Origin of the sequence: Kumtagia ephedrae (assembly GCF_003012745.1) — a bacterium.
Taxonomy (GTDB): Bacteria; Pseudomonadota; Alphaproteobacteria; order Rhizobiales; family Rhizobiaceae; genus Kumtagia; species Kumtagia ephedrae.
In genome coordinates this window covers 1-23,134 of record NZ_PXYK01000004.1, presented here as the reverse complement: position 1 = coordinate 23,134, position 23,134 = coordinate 1, and the positions used below count along the sequence as shown (strand labels likewise).

Annotated in this window: 24 protein-coding genes; 13 read left to right on the top strand and 11 right to left on the bottom strand. The window is 67.5% G+C overall.

Annotated elements, in window-relative coordinates; all coding sequences use genetic code 11:
• The first annotated feature begins 9 nt into the window (after nucleotides 1-9).
• Nucleotides 10-780 carry an SDR family NAD(P)-dependent oxidoreductase gene (locus C7I84_RS04830; RefSeq protein ID WP_106771029.1) on the top strand — a complete coding sequence of 257 codons (771 nt, stop codon included), beginning with the start codon at nucleotides 10-12 and terminating at the stop codon, nucleotides 778-780.
• A 9-nt stretch (nucleotides 781-789) separates the two neighbouring features.
• Complete coding sequence (locus C7I84_RS04825) at nucleotides 790-1,431, top strand: GNAT family N-acetyltransferase (RefSeq protein ID WP_106771028.1); 642 nt, start codon at nucleotides 790-792, stop codon at nucleotides 1,429-1,431.
• 65 nt (nucleotides 1,432-1,496) lie between these two features.
• Here C7I84_RS04825 and C7I84_RS04820 read toward each other — a convergent pair whose 3' ends face one another.
• The 6 genes from C7I84_RS04820 to C7I84_RS04795 all read right to left on the bottom strand — a co-directional run bounded on the left by C7I84_RS04820 (nucleotide 1,497) and on the right by C7I84_RS04795 (nucleotide 8,828).
• Nucleotides 1,497-3,527, bottom strand: coding sequence for an aldo/keto reductase (locus tag C7I84_RS04820; RefSeq protein WP_106771027.1), 2,031 nt, complete (start codon nucleotides 3,525-3,527; stop codon nucleotides 1,497-1,499).
• A 66-nt stretch (nucleotides 3,528-3,593) separates the two neighbouring features.
• Entirely contained in the window at nucleotides 3,594-4,673 is a 1,080-nt protein-coding gene (locus tag C7I84_RS04815) for an ABC transporter ATP-binding protein (protein ID WP_106771026.1), read from the bottom strand.
• 15 nt (nucleotides 4,674-4,688) lie between these two features.
• The gene (locus C7I84_RS04810) at nucleotides 4,689-5,522 is read right to left on the bottom strand and encodes a carbohydrate ABC transporter permease (RefSeq protein ID WP_106771025.1); all 834 of its coding nucleotides are present in this window, start codon (nucleotides 5,520-5,522) and stop codon (nucleotides 4,689-4,691) included.
• Nucleotides 5,519-6,379, bottom strand: a complete 861-nt coding sequence (locus C7I84_RS04805) for a carbohydrate ABC transporter permease (RefSeq protein ID WP_106771024.1) — start codon at nucleotides 6,377-6,379, stop codon at nucleotides 5,519-5,521. Before C7I84_RS04805 ends, C7I84_RS04810 begins: the two co-directional genes overlap by 4 nt.
• A 156-nt stretch (nucleotides 6,380-6,535) precedes the next feature.
• Entirely contained in the window at nucleotides 6,536-7,810 is a 1,275-nt protein-coding gene (locus C7I84_RS04800) for an extracellular solute-binding protein (protein WP_106771023.1), read from the bottom strand.
• A gap of 112 nt (nucleotides 7,811-7,922) precedes the next feature.
• On the bottom strand, nucleotides 7,923-8,828 hold the full coding sequence (locus C7I84_RS04795) for a phytanoyl-CoA dioxygenase family protein (protein WP_106771022.1): 906 nt from the start codon (nucleotides 8,826-8,828) through the stop codon (nucleotides 7,923-7,925).
• Nucleotides 8,829-8,908: 80 nt separating this feature from the next.
• Between C7I84_RS04795 and C7I84_RS04790 the strand changes: the two genes are divergently transcribed.
• On the top strand, nucleotides 8,909-9,799 hold the full coding sequence (locus tag C7I84_RS04790) for a helix-turn-helix domain-containing protein (RefSeq protein ID WP_425351301.1): 891 nt from the start codon (nucleotides 8,909-8,911) through the stop codon (nucleotides 9,797-9,799).
• Nucleotides 9,800-9,841: 42 nt separating this feature from the next.
• On the opposite strand, the gene C7I84_RS04785 is transcribed toward C7I84_RS04790, so the two are convergent.
• Nucleotides 9,842-10,681, bottom strand: a complete 840-nt coding sequence (locus tag C7I84_RS04785) for an SDR family NAD(P)-dependent oxidoreductase (protein ID WP_245428316.1) — start codon at nucleotides 10,679-10,681, stop codon at nucleotides 9,842-9,844.
• 325 nt (nucleotides 10,682-11,006) lie between these two features.
• Here C7I84_RS04785 and C7I84_RS04780 point away from each other — a divergent pair, with 325 nt between their 5' ends.
• From C7I84_RS04780 to C7I84_RS04760, 5 genes are all read left to right on the top strand, one after another.
• Nucleotides 11,007-12,197 carry an MFS transporter gene (locus C7I84_RS04780; protein WP_106771020.1) on the top strand — a complete coding sequence of 397 codons (1,191 nt, stop codon included), beginning with the start codon at nucleotides 11,007-11,009 and terminating at the stop codon, nucleotides 12,195-12,197.
• Nucleotides 12,194-12,667 (top strand): cyclophilin-like fold protein, encoded by a 474-nt coding sequence (locus tag C7I84_RS04775; protein ID WP_165815983.1) that lies wholly within the window; start codon nucleotides 12,194-12,196, stop codon nucleotides 12,665-12,667. The genes C7I84_RS04780 and C7I84_RS04775 overlap by 4 nt, the downstream gene beginning before the upstream one ends.
• A 24-nt stretch (nucleotides 12,668-12,691) precedes the next feature.
• Entirely contained in the window at nucleotides 12,692-13,708 is a 1,017-nt protein-coding gene (locus C7I84_RS04770; protein WP_106771019.1) for a zinc-dependent alcohol dehydrogenase family protein, read from the top strand.
• A gap of 189 nt (nucleotides 13,709-13,897) precedes the next feature.
• Nucleotides 13,898-14,290: a (R)-mandelonitrile lyase gene (locus C7I84_RS04765; RefSeq protein WP_106771269.1), complete on the top strand. Its 393-nt coding sequence runs from the start codon at nucleotides 13,898-13,900 to the stop codon at nucleotides 14,288-14,290.
• Nucleotides 14,291-14,319: 29 nt separating this feature from the next.
• A complete protein-coding gene (locus C7I84_RS04760) occupies nucleotides 14,320-15,078 on the top strand; it encodes a carboxymuconolactone decarboxylase family protein (protein ID WP_106771018.1) in 759 nt (252 codons plus the stop codon).
• Between the two features lie 26 nt (nucleotides 15,079-15,104).
• Here the strand turns inward: C7I84_RS04760 and C7I84_RS04755 are convergent, their stop codons facing one another.
• Nucleotides 15,105-16,001 (bottom strand): LysR family transcriptional regulator, encoded by an 897-nt coding sequence (locus tag C7I84_RS04755; RefSeq protein WP_106771017.1) that lies wholly within the window; start codon nucleotides 15,999-16,001, stop codon nucleotides 15,105-15,107.
• A 154-nt stretch (nucleotides 16,002-16,155) separates the two neighbouring features.
• Between C7I84_RS04755 and C7I84_RS04750 the strand changes: the two genes are divergently transcribed.
• The 4 genes from C7I84_RS04750 to dusA all read left to right on the top strand — a co-directional run bounded on the left by C7I84_RS04750 (nucleotide 16,156) and on the right by dusA (nucleotide 20,644).
• Complete coding sequence (locus C7I84_RS04750; protein ID WP_106771016.1) at nucleotides 16,156-16,602, top strand: (2Fe-2S)-binding protein; 447 nt, start codon at nucleotides 16,156-16,158, stop codon at nucleotides 16,600-16,602.
• Between the two features lie 10 nt (nucleotides 16,603-16,612).
• On the top strand, nucleotides 16,613-18,841 hold the full coding sequence (locus tag C7I84_RS04745; protein WP_106771015.1) for a xanthine dehydrogenase family protein molybdopterin-binding subunit: 2,229 nt from the start codon (nucleotides 16,613-16,615) through the stop codon (nucleotides 18,839-18,841).
• Nucleotides 18,838-19,212, top strand: coding sequence for a c-type cytochrome (locus C7I84_RS04740; protein ID WP_106771014.1), 375 nt, complete (start codon nucleotides 18,838-18,840; stop codon nucleotides 19,210-19,212). Before C7I84_RS04745 ends, C7I84_RS04740 begins: the two co-directional genes overlap by 4 nt.
• A 424-nt stretch (nucleotides 19,213-19,636) precedes the next feature.
• Nucleotides 19,637-20,644 carry a tRNA dihydrouridine(20/20a) synthase DusA gene (gene dusA / locus C7I84_RS04735; protein ID WP_106771013.1) on the top strand — a complete coding sequence of 336 codons (1,008 nt, stop codon included), beginning with the start codon at nucleotides 19,637-19,639 and terminating at the stop codon, nucleotides 20,642-20,644.
• A gap of 36 nt (nucleotides 20,645-20,680) precedes the next feature.
• On the opposite strand, the gene C7I84_RS04730 is transcribed toward dusA, so the two are convergent.
• Together C7I84_RS04730 and C7I84_RS04725 are read right to left on the bottom strand one after the other, a co-directional pair.
• The gene (locus C7I84_RS04730; protein ID WP_106771012.1) at nucleotides 20,681-21,385 is read right to left on the bottom strand and encodes a TIGR02281 family clan AA aspartic protease; all 705 of its coding nucleotides are present in this window, start codon (nucleotides 21,383-21,385) and stop codon (nucleotides 20,681-20,683) included.
• Nucleotides 21,386-21,389: 4 nt separating this feature from the next.
• A complete protein-coding gene (locus tag C7I84_RS04725; RefSeq protein WP_106771011.1) occupies nucleotides 21,390-21,617 on the bottom strand; it encodes a DUF1289 domain-containing protein in 228 nt (75 codons plus the stop codon).
• 121 nt (nucleotides 21,618-21,738) lie between these two features.
• Between C7I84_RS04725 and C7I84_RS04720 the strand changes: the two genes are divergently transcribed.
• Nucleotides 21,739-22,746: a nicotinate-nucleotide--dimethylbenzimidazole phosphoribosyltransferase gene (locus tag C7I84_RS04720; protein WP_106771010.1), complete on the top strand. Its 1,008-nt coding sequence runs from the start codon at nucleotides 21,739-21,741 to the stop codon at nucleotides 22,744-22,746.
• Between the two features lie 4 nt (nucleotides 22,747-22,750).
• Here the strand turns inward: C7I84_RS04720 and C7I84_RS04715 are convergent, their stop codons facing one another.
• Nucleotides 22,751-22,930, bottom strand: coding sequence for a hypothetical protein (locus C7I84_RS04715; protein WP_106771009.1), 180 nt, complete (start codon nucleotides 22,928-22,930; stop codon nucleotides 22,751-22,753).
• Nucleotides 22,931-23,134: the final 204 nt, after the last annotated feature.

The window sequence follows — 23,134 nt, the reverse complement described above, 5'->3', positions numbered from 1 at the left end:
GACGAACAAATGACCGGACGGATCCAGGACAAGGTCGCGCTGATCTTCGGCGCGGCGCGCGGCATCGGCAAGGGTATCGCCCAGCGTTTCGCCGAGGAGGGGGCGAGGCTGGTGCTGGCCGACACGGAGGCGGAGGCGGGGCAGGGCACGGCGGCGGAGCTGGGCGCCGTCTTCATCCGCTGCGACGTCTCGCAAATGGCCGATGCCGAGGCGGCGGTGGCGCTCGCGGTCGAGAGGCATGGCCGGCTCGACATCGTCGTTCAGAACGCCGGCATCTATCCCTGGCAACTGATCGAGAGCACCAGCCCGGACGACTGGGACCGCGTCATGGCGGTTAACCTGCGCGGCACCTTCAACGCCGCGCGCGCCGCGCTCGTGCCTATGAAGGGGCAGCGCGCCGGCCGCATGCTGTTCACCTCGTCGATCACCGGGCCGCACGTCACCAGTCCCGGCCACGGCCATTATTCCGCCAGCAAGGCGGGCATCAGCGGCTTCATCCGCTCGGCCGCCCTCGAATTCTCCGGCTACGGCATCACCGTGAACGGCGTCGAGCCCGGCAACATCATGACGGAAGCGATCCGGATGCATCGCGGCGCCGAATTCATCAGGAGCATGGAGGACTCGATCCCGCTCGGCCGCTTGGGGACGCCGCGCGACGTCGCCAACGCCTTCCTTTTCCTCGCCTCCGACGACGCCGACTACATCACCGGCACCACGATCGTCGTCGACGGCGGCCAGTTGCTGCCCGAAGGCAAGGATTTCCGCATCCTGCCGCCTTGACCGCAAGCCATGGTCCTCGATCTCGGAAACGGCTTTATCCTGCGGCACGCGACGGCCGGCGACCATCCGGCGCTCTGCATGGTGTGCCTGAAGACCGGCGCCGCCGGGCAGGATGCAACGGATCGGGAAGACGACCCGGAGCTGATGGGCCTCATCTATGCCGTGCCGTATCAGGTTTTCGAGCCGGAGCTCGCCTTCGTGGTCGAGGGTAGCGAGGGCGTCGCCGGCTACCTGTTCGGCGCGCGCGACACGCGGACCTTCAACGCCCGGCTGGCGGTGGAATGGTATCCAGCGCTACGGGCTCGCGTCGTCGATCCCGGCCCCGATCCGACGCTGTGGCACGGCAGCCACTGGGCGCGGCGGATGGTCCATCACCCGCACCTCGACATACCGCCGCCGCTTGCCGCTTTTCCGTCGCACGGCCACATCGATCTGTTGCCGCAGGCGCGCGGAAGCGGGATCGGCAGAAGATGCATGGCGTTTTTGGAAGAGCGCCTGGCGGCGGCCGGATCAACCGGGCTGTTCCTCGACGTCCACCCCGCCAACCGCAATGCGCTCCGCTTCTACGAACGGCTCGGCTACGCGGCTCTTGCGGGCGACGGGCTGCCGGAGACTTCAGTCTTCATGGCCAAGCGGTTGCCTCGCGGATGAAAGACGGCGGCGGTGCGGCAACCGCTCGTTCTCGCCTCGATCCGTCCTGGCCGAGCCACGCGGACTCATGACCCGGTCCGGCTCCCTTCCAGCCAGGCGACATCCTCCGGCGAGAGAGCGATATCCAGCGCGTTGAGGCTGTCGTCCAGCTCGGCTAGCGTGCGCGGGCCGATCAGCGGCACCGACGGGAAGGGCTGCGCCAGTGCGTAGGCGAGCGCGACGTGGATCGGGCTCTTTCCCAGCCTTTCCGCCAGTTCGACGGCGCGGTCGCGGCGGCCGAAATTCCGCTCCGAATACCAGACCCGCACCAGTTCCTCGTTGTCGCGCCTGTCGCGTCCGGCCTTTTCGGTGAAGAAGCCGCGCCCCTGGCTCGACCAGGCGAAGTTCGGCATCTGGCGGGCGACCAGCCAGTCCTTCCAGTCGTCGCTGGAGGCGGTGACGCAGCCGGTCCAGATCGGCGTCAGCATCTCGGCCAGCGAGAAATGGTTGGAAAGCGCGCCGGGCTTCTGCTTGCCGGTCCGTTCGGCATAGGCGATCGCCTCGTCCATGCGCGCCATGGTCCAGTTGGAACCGCCGAACGGCCCGCGGATGCGGCCGGCCTTGACCTCGCGGTCCATGGCATCGACGAACTCGCCCACCGGCACGTCGAGATTGTCGCGATGCATGAAATAGACGTCGACGTGGTCGGTCCCGAGTCGCTGCAGCGACTGGTCGAGCTGCTTGCCGATCATGTCGGGATAGCAGAACGGCGTGTGCGCGCCCTTGCCGATGACGACCGCCTCTTCGCGCACGCCGCGGCTCTTCAGCCATTCGCCGAGGAGCTTTTCCGTGTAGCCGCCGCTGCCGCCGCCATAGACGTAGGCGGTGTCGAACAAATTGCCGCCGGCCTCGAAGAAGGCGTCGAGCAGGATGGAGCCTGAGGAGAAGGTACGGAAATCCTCGAAGCCGAGCGCAAGCACGGAGGCCAGGCGGGCGAGGCCGGGAATGCTGCGCTTCGGGATGGTCTTGCCGTCGCGCCGGAGCGGCCGGCCGGCGATGGTGGCGACGCGCCGGTCCGCCTTCTCGATGGCGTATTCCAGTCCGCTTGCGGCGCGCCATTTGTCGAGCACGCGCAGCGTGCCGAGGCTGTCGGCCCAGTCCATGCCGGGCCAGGCGAGTTCCTGGCGGCCCGCCAGGATCGCTTCGCCGGCGGCGTCCACCTCGAAGGAATAGAGGTGGTGCGTCTCGCCGAGTTCGATGACCTCGCGCTCGCCGTTCCGGAGCACCTCGATCCGGCCCGGGCCGACGTCGCGGTCGCCGCCGGCGAACCAGAAATCGGGCACCTCGATGCGGCCTTTCGTGCCGAAGATGCGCAGCATGTTGTCCTGGTCGAGCGAGATCGAGCAGGACACGTCGGCGATGATGCCGCCGGGAAAGGCGAGCACGGCCGACGCCCATTCGTCGACGCCCGATTCCCCCAGATGCGCGGCGCCGAATACCTTGTCCGGCTCGGCAAACGGCTTTCCCGTGGCCGCCCCGGCGATCAGCCGCACCATCGACACGGGATAGCCGCCGACGTCCAGAATGCCGCCGCCGGCGAGGTCGTTGGCGTAGAGGCGGTGCTCCGGCATGAAGCGAGGCATGGCGAAGCCGAAGCTCGACCGGATCATCCGGACCTCGCCGATTGCCCCGGATTTCACAAGCTCGACAATCCGTTGCGTCTGCGGGTGCAGCCGGTACATGAAGGCCTCGCCGAGGAAGGTGCCGGCCTTGCGCGCCGCGTGCATCATCGCGTCGGCCTCGAAGGCAGTGAGCGCCAGCGGCTTTTCGCACAGCACATGCTTGCCGGCCTCGGCCGCCCTGATCGCCCATTCGGCGTGGAAGGGATGCGGCGTCGCGATGTAGATCGCGTCGATCTCCGGATCGGCGAGCAGCGCCTCGTACCCGCCAAGGATGCGCGCGCCCGGAAAAGTCTCGGCGAGCCCGGCGCGGCCCGGGTCGCGCGTGGCGATAGCCACCAGCCTGCCGGTCCGCGAGCCGGCGACGCCGCCGGCGAAGGCTTTGGCGATACCCCCTGGCCCCAGGATGCCCCAGCGGACGATCTTGTCGGAATTCATGTCATTCTCCTTGGAGCTGGGACGTTTGGCTGCCGGCGCCTTGTTGGTGCGCCGGCTCAAGTTCGATCAGCGAAGGCGTTTTCCGCTTTCGTCGAACAGGTAGGATTTGCGGATCGAGACGGTGATTTCGCCGGCATCGGCGCGATGCTCCGCGTCGCGCTGGATGACGAGCTCGCGGTTGCCGGCCATGCTGGCGTAGACGAATGTCGTGCCGCCCAGATGCTCGGCCATGTCGACGGCCACGCTGAGGTCGGCGTCGCCCTTGCCGGCCTCGCCGAAATGCTCGGGCCGCACGCCGACGACCACGCTGCTGCCCGCCTCCGGCGCCGGCCCGGTCAGCGGCTGCCTGAGGCGGGTCGGCCGGTCGCCGGCGAGCTCGACCGTGGCGCCCTTTTCGCCGCGCTCGACGATACGAGCCGGGATGAAATTCATCTTCGGCGAGCCGACGAAGCCGGCGACGAACTGGTTGTCGGGGTCGTCGTAGAGGTCGAGCGGCCTGCCGACCTGCTCGATGTTGCCGTCACGCAGCACCACGATGCGGTCGGCCAGCGTCATCGCCTCGGTCTGGTCGTGCGTCACGTAGATCATGGTGACGCCGAGCTCCCGGTGCAGCCGGGCAAGCTCCACCCGCATCTGCACGCGCAGCTCCGCGTCGAGGTTGGAGAGCGGCTCGTCGAAGAGGAACAGTTTTGGCTCGCGCATGATGGCGCGGCCGATGGCGACGCGCTGGCGCTGGCCGCCGGAGAGCTGGCGGGGCTTGCGCTGCAGGAGCTCGGCGATGCGCAGGATGCCGGCGGTACGCGTCACCCGCCGGGCGATGTCGGCCTTGTCGTGGCCGGTCATCCTCAGCCCGAAGCTGAGGTTCTGCTCCACCGTCATGTGCGGATAAAGCGCGTAGGACTGGAACACCATCGCCACGCCGCGCTCGGCCGGCTCGACGTCGTTGACCAGCCGGCCGCCGATCATCAGCTCGCCGGCGCTCACCTCCTCCAGCCCGGCGATCATCCTAAGCAGCGTCGATTTTCCGCAGCCGGACGGGCCGACGAACACCACGAACTCGCCGTCGGCGACCTCAAGGTCGGCGCCGTGGATGATCTGGTAAGCTCCGAAACGCTTGACCACTTTTTTGAGCGAAACGCCTGCCACTCCGTTACCTCTCCCTCACTTGACCGCACCGGCCGAGATGCCGGCGATGAAATGGCGCTGCAGCGCCACGAACAGCACGAGCATCGGCGCCGTCAGGATGACCGCGCCGGTCATGATGCCGCCCCACGACACCTTGGTGAGCCCGATCAGGCTGCCGAGCTCGACCGGCGCCGTCATCATCGATGGGTCGCTGTTGATGAGCAGCGGCCACAGATAGTTGTTCCAGCTGTGGAGGAAGAGGATGATCGACAGCGCGGCGAGCGTCGGCCTTGCCAGCGGTAGCGCGACGAACAGGAAGATGCGCCATTCGCTGACGCCCTCGACGCGGGCCGCGTCGAACAGCTCCTGCGGCATCATCCGAAAAGTCTGGCGGGTGAACAGCACGCCGAGTGAGTTGAACAGCGGCGGCACGATCAGCGCGAACCAGGTGTTGTGCAGGCCGAAGTCGCGCGCCACCATCACATATTGCGGGATGACGACGACGAAATAGGGCAGGGTGAGCGTGCCGAGTATGGTCGCCAGCACGGCGCCCTTGCCGACGAAGCGGTAGCTGGCGAGCGCCCAGCCCGCCATCGAGGTCAGCGCCACCGAGAGCAGCGTGTAGACGAAGGCCACGATCACCGAAATTACGGTGGCACGGATGAAGCCGACGTCACGCTCGAGTGCTGCGAAGTTCGCCGCGAACTGGTCGGAGGGGGCGAGCACGACGCCCTGGCTGAAGATTCCGTTGTCGTCCATGGTCGAGTAGACGAACATCACCCACAGCGGGAACAGCCAGATCAGGGCGAGCGGCAGCATCGCCGCATGCAGGGCGATCGAGCGCCGGCGTTCCGAGACCGATTTCCTCATTGCTCGCGCTCCCGGCCGATCCACAGGTTGAGAAGCGAGATAGCGACGGCGAGCGCCGCGATGGTGTAGGCGATGGCCGACGCGTAGCCGAAGTTGAAGGTGTTGAAGCCCATCCGGTAGAGGAACAGGCCGAGCGTCTCGGTCGCCTGGCCAGGGCCGCCGCGGTTGGTGATCAGGAACGGCTCGGAGAACAGCTGCATGGTGCCGATCACCGACAGCACCACGCACAGGATGATGACCGGCCTCAGGAGCGGCAGCGTGATGAAGAGGAACTGCCTGAACTTGGAGACCCCGTCGATGGTCGCCGCCTCGTAGACGTCGTCGGGGATCGACTGCAGGCCGGCTAGGATGATGATGGCGTTGTAGCCGGCCCAGCGCCAGGTGAGCGCGATGATGATCACCGCCATCGCCGCGGTCGGCTCCGACAGCCAGGCGACGGCGGGCAATCCGGCCGTCATGCCGAGCTTGTTGATGATGCCGAACTCGTTGAACATCAGGCGGAACACCGCCGCATAGGCGACCTCGCCGACCACCACTGGGGCGAAGAAGGCGAAGCGGAACGGCCCTCTCGCCTTCAGCGCCGGCGAGTTGAGCAGCACGGCGAGCACCGTCGCCAGCGCGATCATGATCGGCACCTGGATCACCAGGATGAGCAGCGTGTTCTTGAGCGCGTTGGCGAAAGCGGGGTCGACCAGCAGCCGCCCCCACGTCACCTGCGGGTTGAACGTCCAGTTGGCCGTCCTGGTGTTCAGGAACGACAGCCAGAACGAGTTGACGATCGGCCATATCCAGAAGGCCAGGAAGACCAGCAGATAGGGTGTCAGGAAGGCGTAGGCCGTCCGCGTTCGCAGCCGCATGATTGTGTGACCTGGCTGTCAGTCCAAGGGAGTCGGATTTCGACGGTCGGCGCCGCCCCGCATCGCCCTGTCGGGCACTTCTCCCCGTAAACGGCAAGAGGATGCCGGCAGGCAGGTGAGGGGCGGCGCCAGGGACAAACCAGCAGCCCGCCGCCGCTACTCGGCGACCGGCAGGCCGGTCGCGCCGGCGATCTGGTTGGCCACGTCGTCGAGCGCCGCCTTGGCGTCGGCATATTGCCCGTTCAGGTATTTGAGCTGCGCGGCGACCAGGATCTTGTCGGCGTCCTGGAAGAACGGCGTGCCGCGGCTGGGCTTGACCTTGGGCAGCGTCGACAGGATGTCGACCCAGACCTTCTGCCCGCCCCAGTAGGGCTGGTCCTCCTTCACATACGGCTCGTCCAGCGCCGACGGCAGCGAAGGCACCAGTCCGAACTCCTTGAGCATTGTCACCTGGCCCTCATTGGTGCCGAGCGTGTAGTTGATATAGGCCCAGGCCGCCTCCTTGTTCTTCGAGCTCGCCGAGATGGCCAGCGCCGAACCGCCCAGATTGGCGGCGCGGGGGCCGTCGGCGCTGGCGCTCGGCATCTGGTACACGCCCCATTTGCCGGACAGGTCTGGAGCGGTCGAGCGGATCGTGCCCTCGTACCAGCCGCCATACATCTGCGTGGCGACCGTGCCGGCCTTGTTGGCCTGGATCTTCTCGTCCCAGGTGCCGGCGATCAGCAGGCCGTTGTCCTTCAGCTTCTTCACCGTCTCCAGCGCCGTAACGCAGGCCGGCTGGTTGGCGGTGATCGACTGGCCGTCGCCGGAGAAATAGCCACAGCCCTGCTCGTTGGCGATCATGCGGAAGAATTCCGAATCGCCGTTGATGTCGGCCTGCGTCATCGACACGCCGGGATTGGCCTCCTGGATCTTCTTGCCGGCGGCGATGAAGTCGTCCCAGGTCTTCAGCGACGCCGGATCGACGCCGGCCTTCTCGTAGAAGTCGCGGCGATAGAACATGGTGACCGGGCCGGAATCCCAGGGCATGGCATAGGCCTTGCCCTCCACCTCCAGCTCGGTGCGCTTGAAGTCGGGAAACTTCGCGGCGATCTCGTCGGTGTAGCCGAGCGTCTTCAGGTCGACGAAGCAGTCGGGGAACTGGCTCCAGAATATCTCGGATTCATGGTTCTCGACGGAGATGATGTCGGGGAGACCGACGCCGCCGGCCGCGCAGCCGGCCAGCATCTTGTCGAAGGTCTGCTGGTTGCCGAGGTCCTCGACCGTCACCTTCACGTCGGGAAACTGCTTGTTGAAGCCGGGGACCGTCGCCTTCAGCGAGGACGCCGCGATGTTCCAGCTCCAGGCCGTGATCTCACCGGATTGCGCAAAAGCAGAGCCGGATATCAGCGCAAACGCAAGCGTGGCGCACGCCAGTTCGGTACGACGCATGAATTCCTCCCATTTCTAAGCTCTCTGTCGGAGCCGCCCCAGACTAGACCCTCCGCCGCGCCCGTCTTCCGCAAATGGAACATGAACTTGCCGGATGGTAAGATCGTGCGTCCTACAGCCCGTCGTCGGGCGACCAATGACTCGACCAGCGCGCATCGATATCGTCGGCGACGGGCTGGTAGCGGATATCCGTCGACAGCCGCATGACACCGTGGGGATCGGCGTTGGTCGTGGCCGCGTGGATCGTGTAGGGGCTGTGCAGGACCACGTCACCAGCCTCGTAGTCGGCGACCAGCCAGCGCCGGTCGAAGCGCTCGGCCATCTCCGGCAGATTCTTCGATATCCAGCCGGTTTCCGACATGTTCCTGTTGAAGGCGCTGACCCGCTCGTCCGGAGGCAGATCGGCATTGGCGCTGGCGAACTCGTCCTCCAGCCGGCGCCCGAGGCTATGCGAGCCCTCGAGATAGACGAGGCCGCCCATGCGCACCGGCACGTCGCCGACGGGAATCCACGCGGTGACCAGCCGGCGCGTGCCGCCGCGCAGGTAGACCAGGTCGTAATGGGCGCCCGTCGAGGATGCGTCGCCGGGTTTCGTGTAGCGGATCAGCTTGCGCTTGTGCAGATACGACATGCCGCCGAGGAACCGGTCCAGGAACATCCAGAGCTGCTGCTTCAGGCAGAACGATTCGTAGGCGGCGGAGCGCACGATCTCGAACAGCACTTTCCGTGCGTTCCCACCTGCTTCGGGCGCGGAACTGGCTATGCCGTCACCCGGGTCGGTGCCGGGCGCAAGCAGGCCGGTGGTGGCGAACTGGCCGAAGAAATAGCGGCGGAACGCCAGCACCTCGTCGCGCGACAGGAGACCCTTCAGCCACAGATAGCCCTGCTCCTCGTAGCGTGCCGCCAGCCGGTCGAGCGGCTCGGCCGGATCGCTGGCGGTCAGCCGGCCGAGACGCGCCGGGCTGTCGTCGAGCCGGTAGCCATTGGACGTCAGGGACAGTACCGACAGGCTCGGCATTGGTTCTCCTCCCAATTCGTTTGCGCCGCGGAATTGTGACGCTAGACTGCCGTCCCTCCCGCGTCTCTTCCAAGGGGAACATCCATTTGGCGAATGGTAGGGTCATCGGCGGTTCGGTGTGGCAGCCCGGGATCAGCTCGGTCGAAAGCGCGCCGATGGCGCTGCAGATGTTCCACAACCATCCGGCCCTGATGACGACGCCGCACTGGCATGCCCAGGTAGAAGTCAATTTCATCATGCGCGGCACCGTGCACTACCTGATGGCCGACCATGAAATGATCCTGTCGGCCGGCGACCTTTGCCTGTTCTGGGGCGGCCTGCCGCATCAGATGGACTGGCGCAGCGAGGACACCATCTATGCCGGCGCGCATCTGCCGCTGGTGCACTTCTTCCGCCTGCACCTGCCCGATGATGTGCCGCGTCGCCTCATGGCCGGCGAGACGCTGGTCTCGCAGGCGACCGATGCCGCCGACTATGAGAATTTCGCCCGCTGGAACCTCTATGTGCGCTCCGGCGACGCCGCCCGCGCCGAGCACGCAGTGGACGAGTTGCTGCTGCGGCTGGAGCGGGTCCGCTTCGAGCCCTATCGCCTGGTGCCGGGGACATCCGGCGCGGCAGCCGCCCCCGGTCCGTCCGATCAGCAGGCGTCGCGCGCCGTGCGGCGCATGTGCGATTTCATCGCCAACGGCTTTCTCGACGACATCGATTCGGTCGATATCGCGGCGGCCGCCGGCATCCATCCGAAATACGCAATGAGCCTGTTCCGCAAGTCGACCGGCATGACGCTCAACGAATATGTCAGCCTGCTCAGGCTGAGCTACGCCCAGGCGCTGCTGATGAACGAGGACGTCAACGTCATCGAGGTCGCCATGGAGAGCGGCTTCGGCTCACTCAGCGCCTTCAACAAATCGTTCCGAAAACTCGCCGGAATGTCGCCGTCGAGTTTTCGCAAGGTGTCGGCGGCGAGATGATCGCGGCCCGGCTTCCACGATAGCGGCGGGCCGGACGGCCGCTCAGCGGGCGAGAAACCCGCCGTCGACCGGCAGGATGGCGCCGGTGATCATCGCGGCCGCCGGCGAGGCCAGGAACAGGATCGCATCCGCGACCTCCTCCGGTTCCGCGATGCGGCCCATCGGCGTCGCCGCGACGATCGTCGCCATGCGCTCGGGATCGTCCAGCAGCGGCTGGATGAACGAGGTGCGCACATAGGTCGGGGCGACCGCGTTGACGCGGATGCCGAGCGGCGCCCATTCGAGCGCCAGCGCACGCGTCATGTTGACGACGCCGCCCTTGGTCGACTGGTAGGCGACATTGGGATAGAGCCCGCCGGACAGCCCCATGATCGAGGCGGTGTTGACGATTGCGCCGCCCTTGCCGGCCATTTTGCGCGCCGCCAGCCGGGCGACGATGAACATGCCCGTCATGTTGACGGCGAGCACCTTGTTCCAGTCCTCGACCGGCATGTCGAGCGCCGGCGAGCGGATCGCCATGCCGGCGTTGTTGACCAAGACGTCGATGCCGCCGAACGTTTCCGCGACCGCGTCGAAGGCGGCCGCCACGGCCGCCTCGTCGCTGACGTCGACGGCGAAGGAGATCGCCTTGCCGCCAGCCTCGCCGATCGCCTGCGCGACCGCAGCGCCTTTGCCGGCATCGCGATCGACGACGCAGACGGCGGCGCCCGCGGCGGCCAGGTGGTGCGCGGCGGCCTGGCCGATCCCGGCGCCGCCGCCGGTGACGACGGCGACCCGGCCGGGAAGCGTGAAACGGGAGAGGATCGTGTCGGTGGACATGGTCTGCGCGTCGTCCCTCGTCGGTCGGGCGTTCTTCGGCGAGGTGCGAAGAGGCCGAGTCATTGTGCCTTCAGGCATATGCCACAAGCCGGACGCCGGATTCCATGCCCCTCCTGTCCTTGGCGGATATTTCGGATGGCGGCGATCTCGCCCTGACAGTGCGTGCGGCTCGCCGTCTGCCACGCTATGGCATGAGCGCGAGGGTTTGCCCTGCTTGCTTCCGAGTGGCCTTCGGTGACTTCCGGCAGTCCCAATTCATGGCGCATATCGATAAGTCCAATTGGATTGGTCCGCCTAATGCGATCGGCATGGGGACGCTATTTTCCCGGGCATAGCGGTAGATCGGCGGGATGAACCAGCCGGCTGCCGCGCTGCCAGGACGTCCGCCATGGAAGCCACCTACGACACACGGCTTGTCCGCGGCCGCGCCGCATGGGGCGCAGTATTTTCGATGGCGCTGTGCGTTTCCGTTCTGATCGCGTCGGAGTTCATGCCGGTCAGCCTGCTCTCGCCGATCGCGGCCGACCTCGGCATCACCGAGGGACGGACCGGTCAGGCCATCTCGATCTCCGGTGCCTTCGCCGTGCTGACCAGCCTGCTGGTGGCGAGCCTCACGCGCCGGATCGACCGCAAGCTTGTCGTTATCGGCTTCACAGTGCTCCTGATCGTGTCCGGGCTCGCTGTCACCTTCGCCCCGAACTACGCATTCCTTATGGTCGGTCGGGCACTGCTAGGCGTCGCGATCGGCGGCTTCTGGTCGATGTCGACTGCTATCGTCATGCGTCTCGTGCCCGAAGACCTCGTCCCCAGGGGCCTCGCCATGCTGAATGCCGGCAATGCCATCGCGGCCACGATCGCCGCGCCGCTGGGCAGCTTCCTCGGCGCCTATGTCGGCTGGCGCGGCGCCTTCTTCCTCGTCGTGCCGCTCGGCCTGCTGGCGCTGGTCTGGCAGTGGATCAGCCTGCCGGCGCTTCCGCCGCGCGGAAGGCGGGCGACCGGCAACGTGCTGGCGCTGCTCGGCCGCCGCCCTGTGGCACTCGGCATGGCGTCCATCCTGATGCTTTTCACGGGTCAGTTCGCGCTCTTCACCTATCTGCGTCCCTTTCTCGAGACAGTGACTGGTCTCGGCATTTCGGCGCTTTCGGCGATGCTGCTGGTCATGGGGCTGGCAGGCGTCGCCGGCACCTGGTGCATCGGAGGGCTGCTGCGGGAGCGCCTGTTCGGCGTCCTGATCACCATCCCGCTCGTGATGGCTGGTCTCGCCGTCGGACTGGTCGGCCTCGGAGCGATGCCCGTTCCGGTGTCGCTACTACTCGCCGCCTGGGGCTTCTTCGGCACCGCCGCGCCGGTCGGCTGGGGCACCTGGCTCGCCCGCACGCTTCCGGACGACGCCGAGGCCGGCGGCGGGCTGCAGGTCGCCGTCATCCAGTTCGCGATCACCGGCGGCGCGGCGATCGGTGGTATGCTGTTCGATGCGTTCGGCTGGTGGAGCGCGTTCACATTCGGCGCGGCGCTACTGTGCGCGTCATCGCTGTTCGCGATCGCTGCATGGCACGCGAGCCGGAGATCCCTGCCATGACCATCCATCTGCCCGCCGTCAATCGTCGCACATTGCTCGGCACGGCACTCGCGACAACCGTCCTGCCGCGGCTGGCTTACGGCCAGCAGGGCAGGGACCCGGCCAGCCAGGAGCCCAGCGATATGCAAATCAGGATGATTTTCGACGGCCGCACCATGACCGCCACGCTGTACGACAATCCGTCGGCGCGGGATTTCTTCTCGATGCTGCCGCTCGACCTGACGATCGAGGATTTCAGCAACAACGAGAAGATCGCACATCTCCCGCGCAAGCTCACCGAGGAGGGCAGCGGCCCGTTCGGCAACGAGAAGCCCTACGACCTCTGCTACTACATGCCCTGGGGCAATCTGGCGATGTTCTATGCCGACTACCGTCATCCCGGCCTGATCCGGCTCGGCCGCTTCGACGAGGGATACGAGGCCCTGCATGTGCGTGGCGAATTCCCGCTGCGCATCGAGGCCATTGCCTGACGCAAGCCAGAAAGGAGCAAGTCCATGCTCGCAACCATTCTCCACAAGCCGGGCGACATAAGCTGCGAGGAGGTCACCGACCCAAAAATCCTTCAGCCCACGGATGCCATCATAAAACTGGCCGCCAGCTGCATCTGCGGGTCGGATCTGTGGCCGTTCCGCGGGCTGCAGCCGGTGGACCGTCCCATGCACATGGGCCACGAATATTGCGGCGTCGTGGTCGAGGTCGGCGGCGAGGTGCGCACGATCCGCCCCGGCCAGTTCGTCGTCGGCTCGTTCTGCATCTCCGACAACACCTGTCCGCATTGCCGCTTCGGTTTCCAGTCCTCCTGCGTGCAGCGCGAGTTCATGACCGGAGCACAGGCGCCTTACGCCCGCGTGCCGCTGGCCGACGGGACGCTGGTGGCCACCGCCGAGATTCCGCCCGCCGATCTCGTGCCGGACCTGCTGGCCGCGTCGGACGTGCTGGGCACCGGCTGGTACGCCGCCGATGCGGCCGAGGTCCGGGAAGGCTCGACCGTCGTCGTGGTCGGCGACGGTGCCGTCGGCCTGATGGGCGTGCTCGCGGCCAGGGAGATGGGCGCGGAGCGCATCATCGCCATGAGCCGCCACGAGAGCCGCCAGAAGCTCGCCCGTGAATTCGGCGCGACCGACATCGTGGCCGAGCGCGGCGACGAAGGGGTGGCGCGCATCAAGGAACTCACCGGGGGCGTCGGCGCGGATTCGGTGCTGGAATGCGTCGGCACGGCGGGGTCGTTCGATCAGGCGCTGGCCTGCTCGCGCCCGGGCGGCACGATCGGCTATGTCGGCGTGCCGCACGACGTCAAATTCGACGGCCAGCAGCTTTTCTTCGGCCAGAAGCGCATGCTCGGCGGCCCGGCGCCGGTGCGCCGCTTCCTGCCGGATCTCATGGACCGCGTGCTGACGGGCAGGATCAAGCCCGGCAAGGTCTTCGACCTCCAGCTGCCGTTGGCGGAGGTCGCGGAAGGCTACCGCGCCATGGACGAGCGGCGGGCCATCAAGGTGCTGCTCCGGGTCTGAGCAGGCGCCCGGCGTCGCCGAGCGCCTTCCACCGGCATGGCCGCAAGCGCGCGCAGGACGTCCGGCAGGCCTGGTTGTGCGCCAGCCTTCGCATGCCCATCAATGGAGTCATATCAGACGATGACGAACTCTTTGTCCCTGACCGCCGCAACGCTGGCGCTGCTCGCCGGCACTGCCCAGGCCCAGACTATGCAGGTTTCGCCCAACGGATCGCGGGCCTCCGTTCCGGGCCCGGCGGAAACCTTCACCGGCGTCGTCACGGTCACGCCGCTGTTCGCGCCCAGCGAGCACAGCAACGCCGGCGGCGGCCTCGTCGAGTTCACGCCGGGCGCTCGCTCGCACTGGCACACGCATCCGGCCGGCCAGACGCTGATCGTCACGGCCGGCACGGGCTGGGTCCAGGAGGAAGGCGGCGAGAAGATCGTCATCAAGCCGGGAGATGTCATCACCACGCCGCCGGGCGTGAAGCACTGGCATGGCGCGGCCTCCGAAAGCCCGATGAGCCATATCGCGATCACGCCGGCACGCGATGGCAAGGTCGTCGGGTGGCTCGAGCCCGTCACCGACGACCAGTACCGCTGATCCGGACCTGACGACGAAAGGAAAATATCATGAAATCGCTCGCAGCTCTCGCACTGGCCATGACCGTTGCGCCCGTCGGCGCAAGCGCAGCTTCAGGCGCCGACGATGATGTCTCGTCGGTCGCGCCGGCCCTGCAGCGGTATGAACGGGAGACCCTCGACGCGGGGCTCTGGGCACGGCCGGGCCTTTCGGCGCGCGACCGCAGCGTCGTGACGGTCGCGGCCGTCATCGCCCGCAACCAGGCGGGTCTCATGCCCGCTCAGATCCGCCGCGCGCTCGACAATGGCGTCAAGCCCGCCGAGCTCTCGGAGATCATCACGCATCTGGCGTTCTATGCGGGCTGGGGCAATGCAATGGCTGCGGTCGACGCGACGCGGCCCATCTATGCCGAGCAAGGCATCGGCGCCGACCAGCTCCCAGCGGTCGCCCCGGCGCTGCTTCCGCTCGACGAGGCACAGGAAGCGCGGCGCGCCGCCAGCGTCGAGCAGACCACCGGACCGGCCTCTCCTGGCCTGGTGCGGGACACGACGGAGGTTCTGTTCCGCGACCTGTGGCTGCGTCCGGACCTTGCGCCGCGCGACCGCAGCCTGGTCACGGTCAGCGCGCTGATTTCCGCCGGCCATGTCGCCCAGATGCCGTTCCATCTGAACCGCGCCATGGACAACGGCCTCAGCCGGGAGGAGGCCTCGGAGGTGATCAGCCATCTCGCTTATTACGCCGGTTGGCCGAACGCGTTTTCGGCAGCGCCGGTCGCGCGCGAGGTTTTCGAAAAACGTGCGAATCCCTGATGGCATGGCGGGAGGCCGCCAGCACCTCAAACCTCTCCGTAGCGCAGGGCGTCGACGATCACCTTGAACGCCGGCAGGTTCTGCCGGCGGCTTGGATAGTAGATGTAGTAGCCCGGGAATTTCGGGCACCAGTCGTCGAGCACCTGGACGAGTTCGCCGGACGCCACCAGCCGCTCCACAAGGCTCTCGGGGACGAAAGCGATGCCATATCCCTTCAGGGCGGCATCCACCATTGCGTAAGAGGTGTTGAAGGTGAGCTGCCCGTCCACCCGGACGCGAAGCTCCTGACCGTCCTTCTCGAACTCCCAGGCATAGAGCCCGCCGCCGCGTGTCTGGCGCATGTTCATGCAGTTGTGCCCGATCAGCTCCTGCGGATGCAGGGGCGCGGGATGCGCGGCGAAATAATCGGGCGAGGCGACGGCGACCATTCGCCAGTCGGGGCCGATGCGGACCGCGATCATGTCCTTCTCGACGCTTTCTCCCAAGCGGATGCCGGCGTCGAACCCGTCCTCGACGATGTTGCGCAGCCCATTGTCGATGCTGAGCTCCAACTTGATATCGGGATAGGCGGCGAGCACCGGTCCGAGCTTCGGCCAGACGATGCTTTCAAATCCGTGATCCGAAAGCGTCAGCCTGATCGATCCCGCCGGCTTGTCGCGGAATTCCATCAGAGCCGCGATCTCCGTCTCGATCTCCGCGAAACGCGGCGCGAGCGACTGCCGCAGGCGCTCGCCGGCCTCGGTCGTAGCCACGCTGCGGGTCGTGCGCATCAGCAGCCGGATGCCCATCCGCGTCTCCAGCCGCTTGATCGTATGGCTGAGCGTGGACTGTGTGATGCCGAGCTTCGCTGCGGCGCGCGTGAAGCTCCTCTCCTCGGCTACAGCCAGGAACCATAACAGGTCGTTGAAGTCTTCCTTGGCCATGTCGCATCCACCGATCTCATGGAGATTTATGCTTCCCGTCGATAGACGCAAGCGAATTATGCGGTCTAATCGAGGTGGTCGAAGGCACCTATTCTTTGGGTCGACGAGCCGACAGCCAGTCACGTTGGCTTTCCGCGAACATGAGGAGAAGGCCATGGAACTGACCGTCAACGGCTCGACACATCGGGTCGACGTCGAACCGGACACGCCGCTGCTCTGGGTGCTGCGCGACACGCTCGGCATGACCGGCACGAAATATGGCTGCGGCGTCGCCCAGTGCGGGGCCTGCACGGTGCTGATCGACGGACAGGCGACGCGCTCCTGCGTGACGACCGTCGACAGCGTCGCCGGGCTGGCGATCACCACCATCGAGGCGATCGATCAGGATCCGGAGGGCAGGAAAGTTGTGGAGGCCTGGGTCGCCAACCAGGTGCCGCAATGCGGCTACTGCCAGTCCGGCCAGGTGATGGCCGCCACGGCGCTGCTCAAACAAACTCCGCAACCTACCGAAGACGACATCGCCGGAGCGATGGTGAACCTCTGCCGCTGCGGCACCTACAACGCGATCTCGGCTGCCGTCCGGCAGGCCGCGCAGGCGTGAGGAGCGAGCCATGAACGACTTGACCCCCATCCGCCACCGGCCGACACATGGCGAGGACAGGCCGCTCAACATCTCGCGGCGCGGCTTCCTCGGCGGTGCCGCGGCGCTCGTTCTGTCCGTCACGGTGCCGGTCGGACGCGCCCGGGCGCAGGCAGCCGTCGTGCCCGGCACGCGGATTCCTGCCTTTCTGGAAATCCGGCCCGACAGCACGGTATTGTTCCGCAGCGCCTTCATCGAGGGCGGGCAGGGCATCTTCACCGCCATGGCGCAGATCGTCGGCGAGGAACTGGACGTCGATCCGGTCAACTTCGTGGTCGAGGGGGCGCCGCCCGGCCCCGACTATCTGCTGACCGGCGGCGGCCGCTTCACCGGCGGCAGCATGTCGGTGCGCATGAGCTACGAGACGATGCGCAGGCTCGGCGCCTCGGCACGCCGGATGCTGCTGGAGGCGGCGGCCGCCCGGCTCGGTGTTGCTGTGTCGGAACTGTCGACGGAACCGGGCCGCGTCGTGCATGCCGCGACCGGCCGGGCAATCCCTTACGGAGAGATCGCCGGCGCTGCCGCCGAGCTGCAGGTCCCGGACGACGTCGCGCTGCGCGTAAACGCCGACTTCCGATGGATCGGCAAGCCCGTTCCGCGGCTCGACGCGCGCGACAAGTCCACCGGGCGCGCGCAGTATGCGATCGATCTCAAGATCGACGGCATGCTGCATGCGGCCGTCCAGCACAGCCCGCGCCTCGGCGGCGAGCCGGGTATGCTCGCCAATGAGGCGGAAGTTCTGGCCAGGCCGGGCGTGCACTCGGTTCACCGGCTGCCCGGCGCCGTCGCGGTGGTCGCCGATAGCTGGTGGCGCGCGCGCCGGGCGGTCGAGACCCTGCAGGTGACCTGGACGGAGCCCACTGCCGGAACGCCGCACGCGATGCCGTCGGATTTTTCGTCGGAAACGCATATGGCGGCGTTGAAGGCGACGCCGGGTGAAGGTGTCGCCTTCGAAACGGTCGGCGATCCGGCAGGGGCGCTCGAAGGTGCCGCGCGCGTCGTGGAGGCGGCCTATGACGCCCCGTATCTCGTCCACGGCCAGTTGGAGCCGCCTTCTGCGATCGCGCGCTGGAACGAGGACGGCACGCTGGAGCTCTGGATCCCCAACCAGGCGCCGGAGATGTTCCAGGCCGATGCAGCGAAGGTCGCGGGCATCGGGCCGGACAAGGTGATCATCCATTCCCCGATGCTCGGCGGCTTCTTCGGCCGGCATTTCCTTTACCAGACGGCCAATCCCTATCCGCAGGCAATCCTGCTTTCGAAGGCCGTGGGCCGTCCGGTCAAGCTCATCTGGAGCCGCGAGGAGGAGTTTCTGCGCGACACGCTGCGGCCGATGGGGGCGGTGCGCTTCCGCGCCGGACTGGATGCCGCCGGCCTGCCGGTCGCGCTTGACGCGGTCGCGGTCGGCGAAGGTCCGACCGGCCGCTGGTTCGGACGCCAGCCCGACAAGGTCGACAGCTCGGCGGTCGAAGGCATTGCCGGGAAAGTCTATGCCATCGCCAACCGGCGCGTCGGCCAGATCCATGTCGATGATCCGGCGATCATCGGTTTCTGGCGTTCGGTCGGCCATTCGATGAACGACTTCTTCTACGAGACATTCTTCGACGAGATGGCCGACGCCGGCCGTCAGGACCCCTACGGCCTGCGGCTGCGGCTTCTGGCGGACAGCCGGCGGCATAAAAACCTGCTCGAGGCCGTGGCCGATCTGTCCGGCGGATGGAAGCGCGGCCCCTTCGCCGCCGAGGATGGCACGCGGCGGGCGCGCGGCGTCGCCATGGCCTCGCCTTTCGGCAGCGAGGTCGCGACCATCGCCGAAGTGTCGCTGCGGGACGGCGGGGTCATCGTCCACGACGTCTGGGTGGCGATCGATCCCGGCAGCATCGTCAATCCGGCCATCATCGAGGCTCAGGTCAATTCGGCCGTCGCCCTCGGCCTGTCGTCGGCGCTGCTGGAGGAAGTCGTCTATGTCGACGGCATGCCGCAGGCGCGCAATTTCGACGGCTATCCCATCCTGCCGCCCGACCGCATGCCGCGCGTGCATGTGCGCATCGTCGAAAGCGGCGCGCCGATGGGCGGCATCGGCGAGCCGGGCCTGCCCGGCGTGCCGCCGGCGGTGGTCAACGCCGCTTCCGTGCTGACGGGCCAGCGCATCCGCAGCCTGCCGCTGTCGAAGCTCGACCTGAAAGGCATGGAAGGATGAGGAACGCCGTACTCGCGGTCTTCACGGTGATCGCCGCTTCCTGGACAACGGCTCCGTCCGTTGCCCAGGAGACGGATGCCGCTTCGGGCGAGCGCCTGTTCCGGCAGCGCTGCGGCGCCTGCCACCAGATCGCCACCACCCGCAACGGTGCCGGGCCCCACCTGCAAGGCGTGGTCGGCCGCGCCGCCGGCGGCGTCGAAGGGTTCAACTACTCGCCCGCCCTGCGCAATTCCGGCATCACCTGGACGCCCGAGACGCTGGAGACCTATCTCGCCAATCCGACCGCGATGGTACGCGGCACCAGGATGGTCCAGCGCTTCAACAACGCGGACGAGCGGCGCGCCATCATTGCCTTCCTGGGCAGCCGGTAACGCGCCGCCAAAGCTTGCCCCGCGTCTTGCCCCGGCGGCATGGCGCCGTCGCTGCACGCGACACCGCGGTAGCCAACCAAGAGTCATGTTTCTTGACCATCGGCGCGCGCGTTCCTCACGAGAAGCTGTGTTCGGCGTCGAGCCCGGGATCGCTCGCCGGCGGTGCAGGCATATGGGGTGGCAGCGGCTTCGAGGGTCGGGCCTCTCTGGAGGCCAATCCTGCCATTGCGCTCGATGATGAACTGGCATGGTACTCCATCGAACCATGCCCTCGTTTTGCGTGCTGTGATCGTGGTGTCTCGGTCGCGATCGCGCTACAGCACGGACGGCCGCCATGCAGCATTGCTGTACTTTGGCAGAAAAAATGGGCCAAAATCGACCAAATGCGCTCGAAACAGTACCGCTTGAGGCCCATCTAGTTGTTATGACGGAAAGAAAATCAAGCAATTACAATGGCTTTCGCGTTGCCGTTGCTCCCATGATGGATTGGACGGACCGGCATTGCCGGTTCTTCCATCGCCAGCTCACGCGACGGGCGCTGCTCTATACCGAGATGATCGTCGCCGATGCGGCGATCCATGGCGAGCGCCAGCGGCTGCTCGGCTTCCATCCGGCCGAGCATCCGACGGCGCTGCAGCTCGGCGGCTCCGATCCGCACAAGCTGGCGGAAGCCGCGCGGATCGGCGAAGCCTTTGGCTACGACGAGATCAACCTCAACTGCGGCTGCCCCTCCGATCGCGTGCAGTCGGGCACGTTCGGCGCCTGCCTGATGAAGACGCCGGCGCTGGTGGCGGCTTGCGTCGCGGCGATGAAGCGCGCCGTCAACGTGCCGGTCACGGTCAAGTGCCGCATCGGCGTCGACGAGCAGGATCCGGAGCCGGCGCTCGATACGCTGGCCGACGCCGTTTTCGCCGCGGGTGCCGACGCTCTGTGGGTGCATGCGCGAAAAGCCTGGCTGCAGGGGCTGAGCCCGAAGGAGAACCGCGACATCCCGCCGCTCGACTACGGCCGCGTCTACCGGCTGAAGCGGCGCCTGCCGCAAAAGTTCATAGGCATCAATGGCGGCATCCAGACGGTCGCCGAGGCGAAGGCGCATCTCGGCCATGTCGATGGCGTGATGCTCGGCCGCGCCGCCTATCATGTGCCGGCGATTCTGGCCGACGTCGACGCCTTGGTCGATGCCGATCCTGCGCCGGTCGATTTCGCCGCACTGCTGGAGACGATGGCCGCCTACGCCGACGCCCATATCGCCGCGGGCGGGCGGCTGGCGCATGTCACGCGCCATATGGTCGGGCTTTTCCACGGCCGACCGGGCGCCCGCCGCTTCCGCCAGATACTGTCGACCGAGGCGACGCGCCCGGGTGCCGATTCGGCGGTGCTGCGTCGCGCCTTCGCGGCGGTGGAGGACGAGCGGGCGGCCGAAGCGGCGTGACCGGAAATCCGCCTGGCCTCCGTCGAGGCTCCGCGCTCAGTCGCGCAGGATCAGGCGGTCGCCGCGCATGTCGAAGCCGGACAGCGTCGAGATGAAGTTCATGCCAAGAAGGCTTTGGTCGAGCGAGCCATCGGCCGCCACCAGGACCGTGAGGTTGCGGCGCACGATGGCGCCGACCGTCACCTCCTGCACACGGACCGCGGCTGCGCGGGCCGTGCCGTTGGCGGTGGCGACGGGAATGGAGAAGGACAGCGCCGCGGTGTCGAAGCCGGCGCGCCGCGCATCCGCCGCCGTCAGCACCGTGCTGGTGGCGCCGGTGTCGACCAGGAAGGCGACCGGCGAGCCGTCGACCGAGCCGCGCACCTCGAAATGGCCGTTCTGCCGCTTCTCCATCATCACCGTGGCGCGGCCGTCCGCGTCCGTGATAGACAGCGGGCTGCCGGGGACGAGCCCGGCGGAGACGCGGCTCAGCACGTCCTGCAGTTCGTAGCGGTACTGATAGCCGGCGACCAGCGCCAGGATGATGGCGAGCCAGGCCACCACGCTGCGCAGCGTGCCGCCGGAGTTGCCGCGAAACAGTGCCACGACGCCGGCGCTGAGCACCGCCATGAGCGCCCCGGCATAGACCAGCCGCCCGAACTCGCCGCTGCTCAGTCCGGCCACGGAGCCGTCGTCATGCGTCCACAGGAGCACGACCAGTCCCACGCCGAGGATGAGCAGGCCGATGGCGAAGCGGTTCATCGCCTCACTCCGCGCGCTCGCGCGCCATGCGCGCCCGCCGCGTCTCGCGCCGCGGCCGCCGCTCCACCGTCTCCAGCCGCGCCGGCAGCAACGCCATGGTGCGGCGCCGCTCGTCGGGCGACATGGTGATCCAGGCGGCGATCTCCTCGCGTGTGCGCCCGCAGCCGAAGCAATAGCCGGTCTTCGTGTCGATCGAGCAGACGAGGATGCAGGGGGATTCGATCACGGCCATGCGGTTTCCATCGGGCCTCTGACATGGGACAGGCAGGGCTGCAATGCAAGGTCGCGATTGTGCCACGGCCAAGTTGCGTCTATGCCGCCTGCCGACGACGTTGCCTGCAGGCGGATACGACATGACTTCCGGACTTCCCTTCGACGATTTTCGCACCCTGGCCGGGCGGCTGCCGCAGGGCGACGAGGCGGCCGAGCGCCGTGTCCGGTCGGACTTCGCTGCTGCCGGCGGGCAGCCTGGCGGGCTCGGCCGGCTGGAGGAGACGGCCGCATGGCTGGCGTGCTGGAGCGGCCGCGCGCCGGCGGTGCGGCGGCCGCTTGTCGCCGTCTTTGCCGGCACCCACGGAGTCGCCGCCGCCGGCGTGTCGCCGCGGCCGGCGGAGGAAACGGCGCGCGCCGTCGAACTCCGGGGCGCCGGCGGCGCCGCCATCAACGGCGTCTGCCTGGCGCACGACCTTGGCCTGAAGGTGTTCGACCTGGCGCTGCACCTGCCGACCGGCGACATTTCGCAAGAGGCGGCGCTTGACGAGCGCGGTTGCGCCGCCACCATGGCCTTCGGCATGGAATCGGTCGCCGGCGGCACCGACCTGCTCGTCGTCGGTCATCTCGGCGTCGGCAGCTCCACCGTGACGGCGGCGCTGTTCGCCGCGCTGTTCGGCGGCGGCGGAGCGGACTGGGTCGGGCCGGGTTCCGGTGCCGATGGCGCGATGCTGGCCCGCAAGGCGGCGGTCGTCGACCGCGCGCTGGCGCTGCATCGCGGCCATCTGAAGGATCCGCTCGAAATCCTGCGGCGCCTCGGCGGCCGCGAGTTCGCTGCCATCGCCGGCGCCGTTCTCGCCGCGCGAACCGAACGTATCCCGGTCATCCTGGACGGTGACGCGGCGATCGCCGCTGCCGCTGTACTGCAGGCGCTGCAGCCGGGAGCGATCGACCATTGCCTGGTCGCGCAACAGCCTGTGGAACCTGGCGGCGCGGCGGTTGTCCAGCGCCTCGGCCTGATGCCGCTGCTCGATCTGCGGATAGCCGCAGGGGACGCCACGGCCGGCGCGCTCGCCGCCGGTGTGGCCAAGGCCGCCGCCGCCGTCGCCTCGACGCTTGCGGAAGCCGCCAGGGGTTCCGGAAAGTCCTGAGCCTTTACTGGACCCGGCCGGTCACGATGGTCGCGAACAGGTTGAAATTCGACGGCGTGTCGCAGAAGCCCGCGTCGTAGCGGTGCTGCGTGCAGGCCGGAACGAAGAATTTTTCGGGCGGCGTGCTCTGGCAGCCCGTGAGCAAGGCCAGGGCCAGGGTCATGCAGAGCGGCAGCAGTCGCATGGGCCGGTTTCCCGATTCTTCGGCTCGAGCCTTAGCACAGGCAGGCCGCATTCTGCCATGCCGCGGCGGGTTCACCGCAGGGCAATCGCTTCAGGTTAACGCGGTTGGGGTAGCGGATCAGGTGTGATGTGTGATTCATGGGCGGCTTCGCTAGATCGGAGCCGTTTATGACCCGTCCCGCCGTTTCGTCGCGCGCCATCCTGG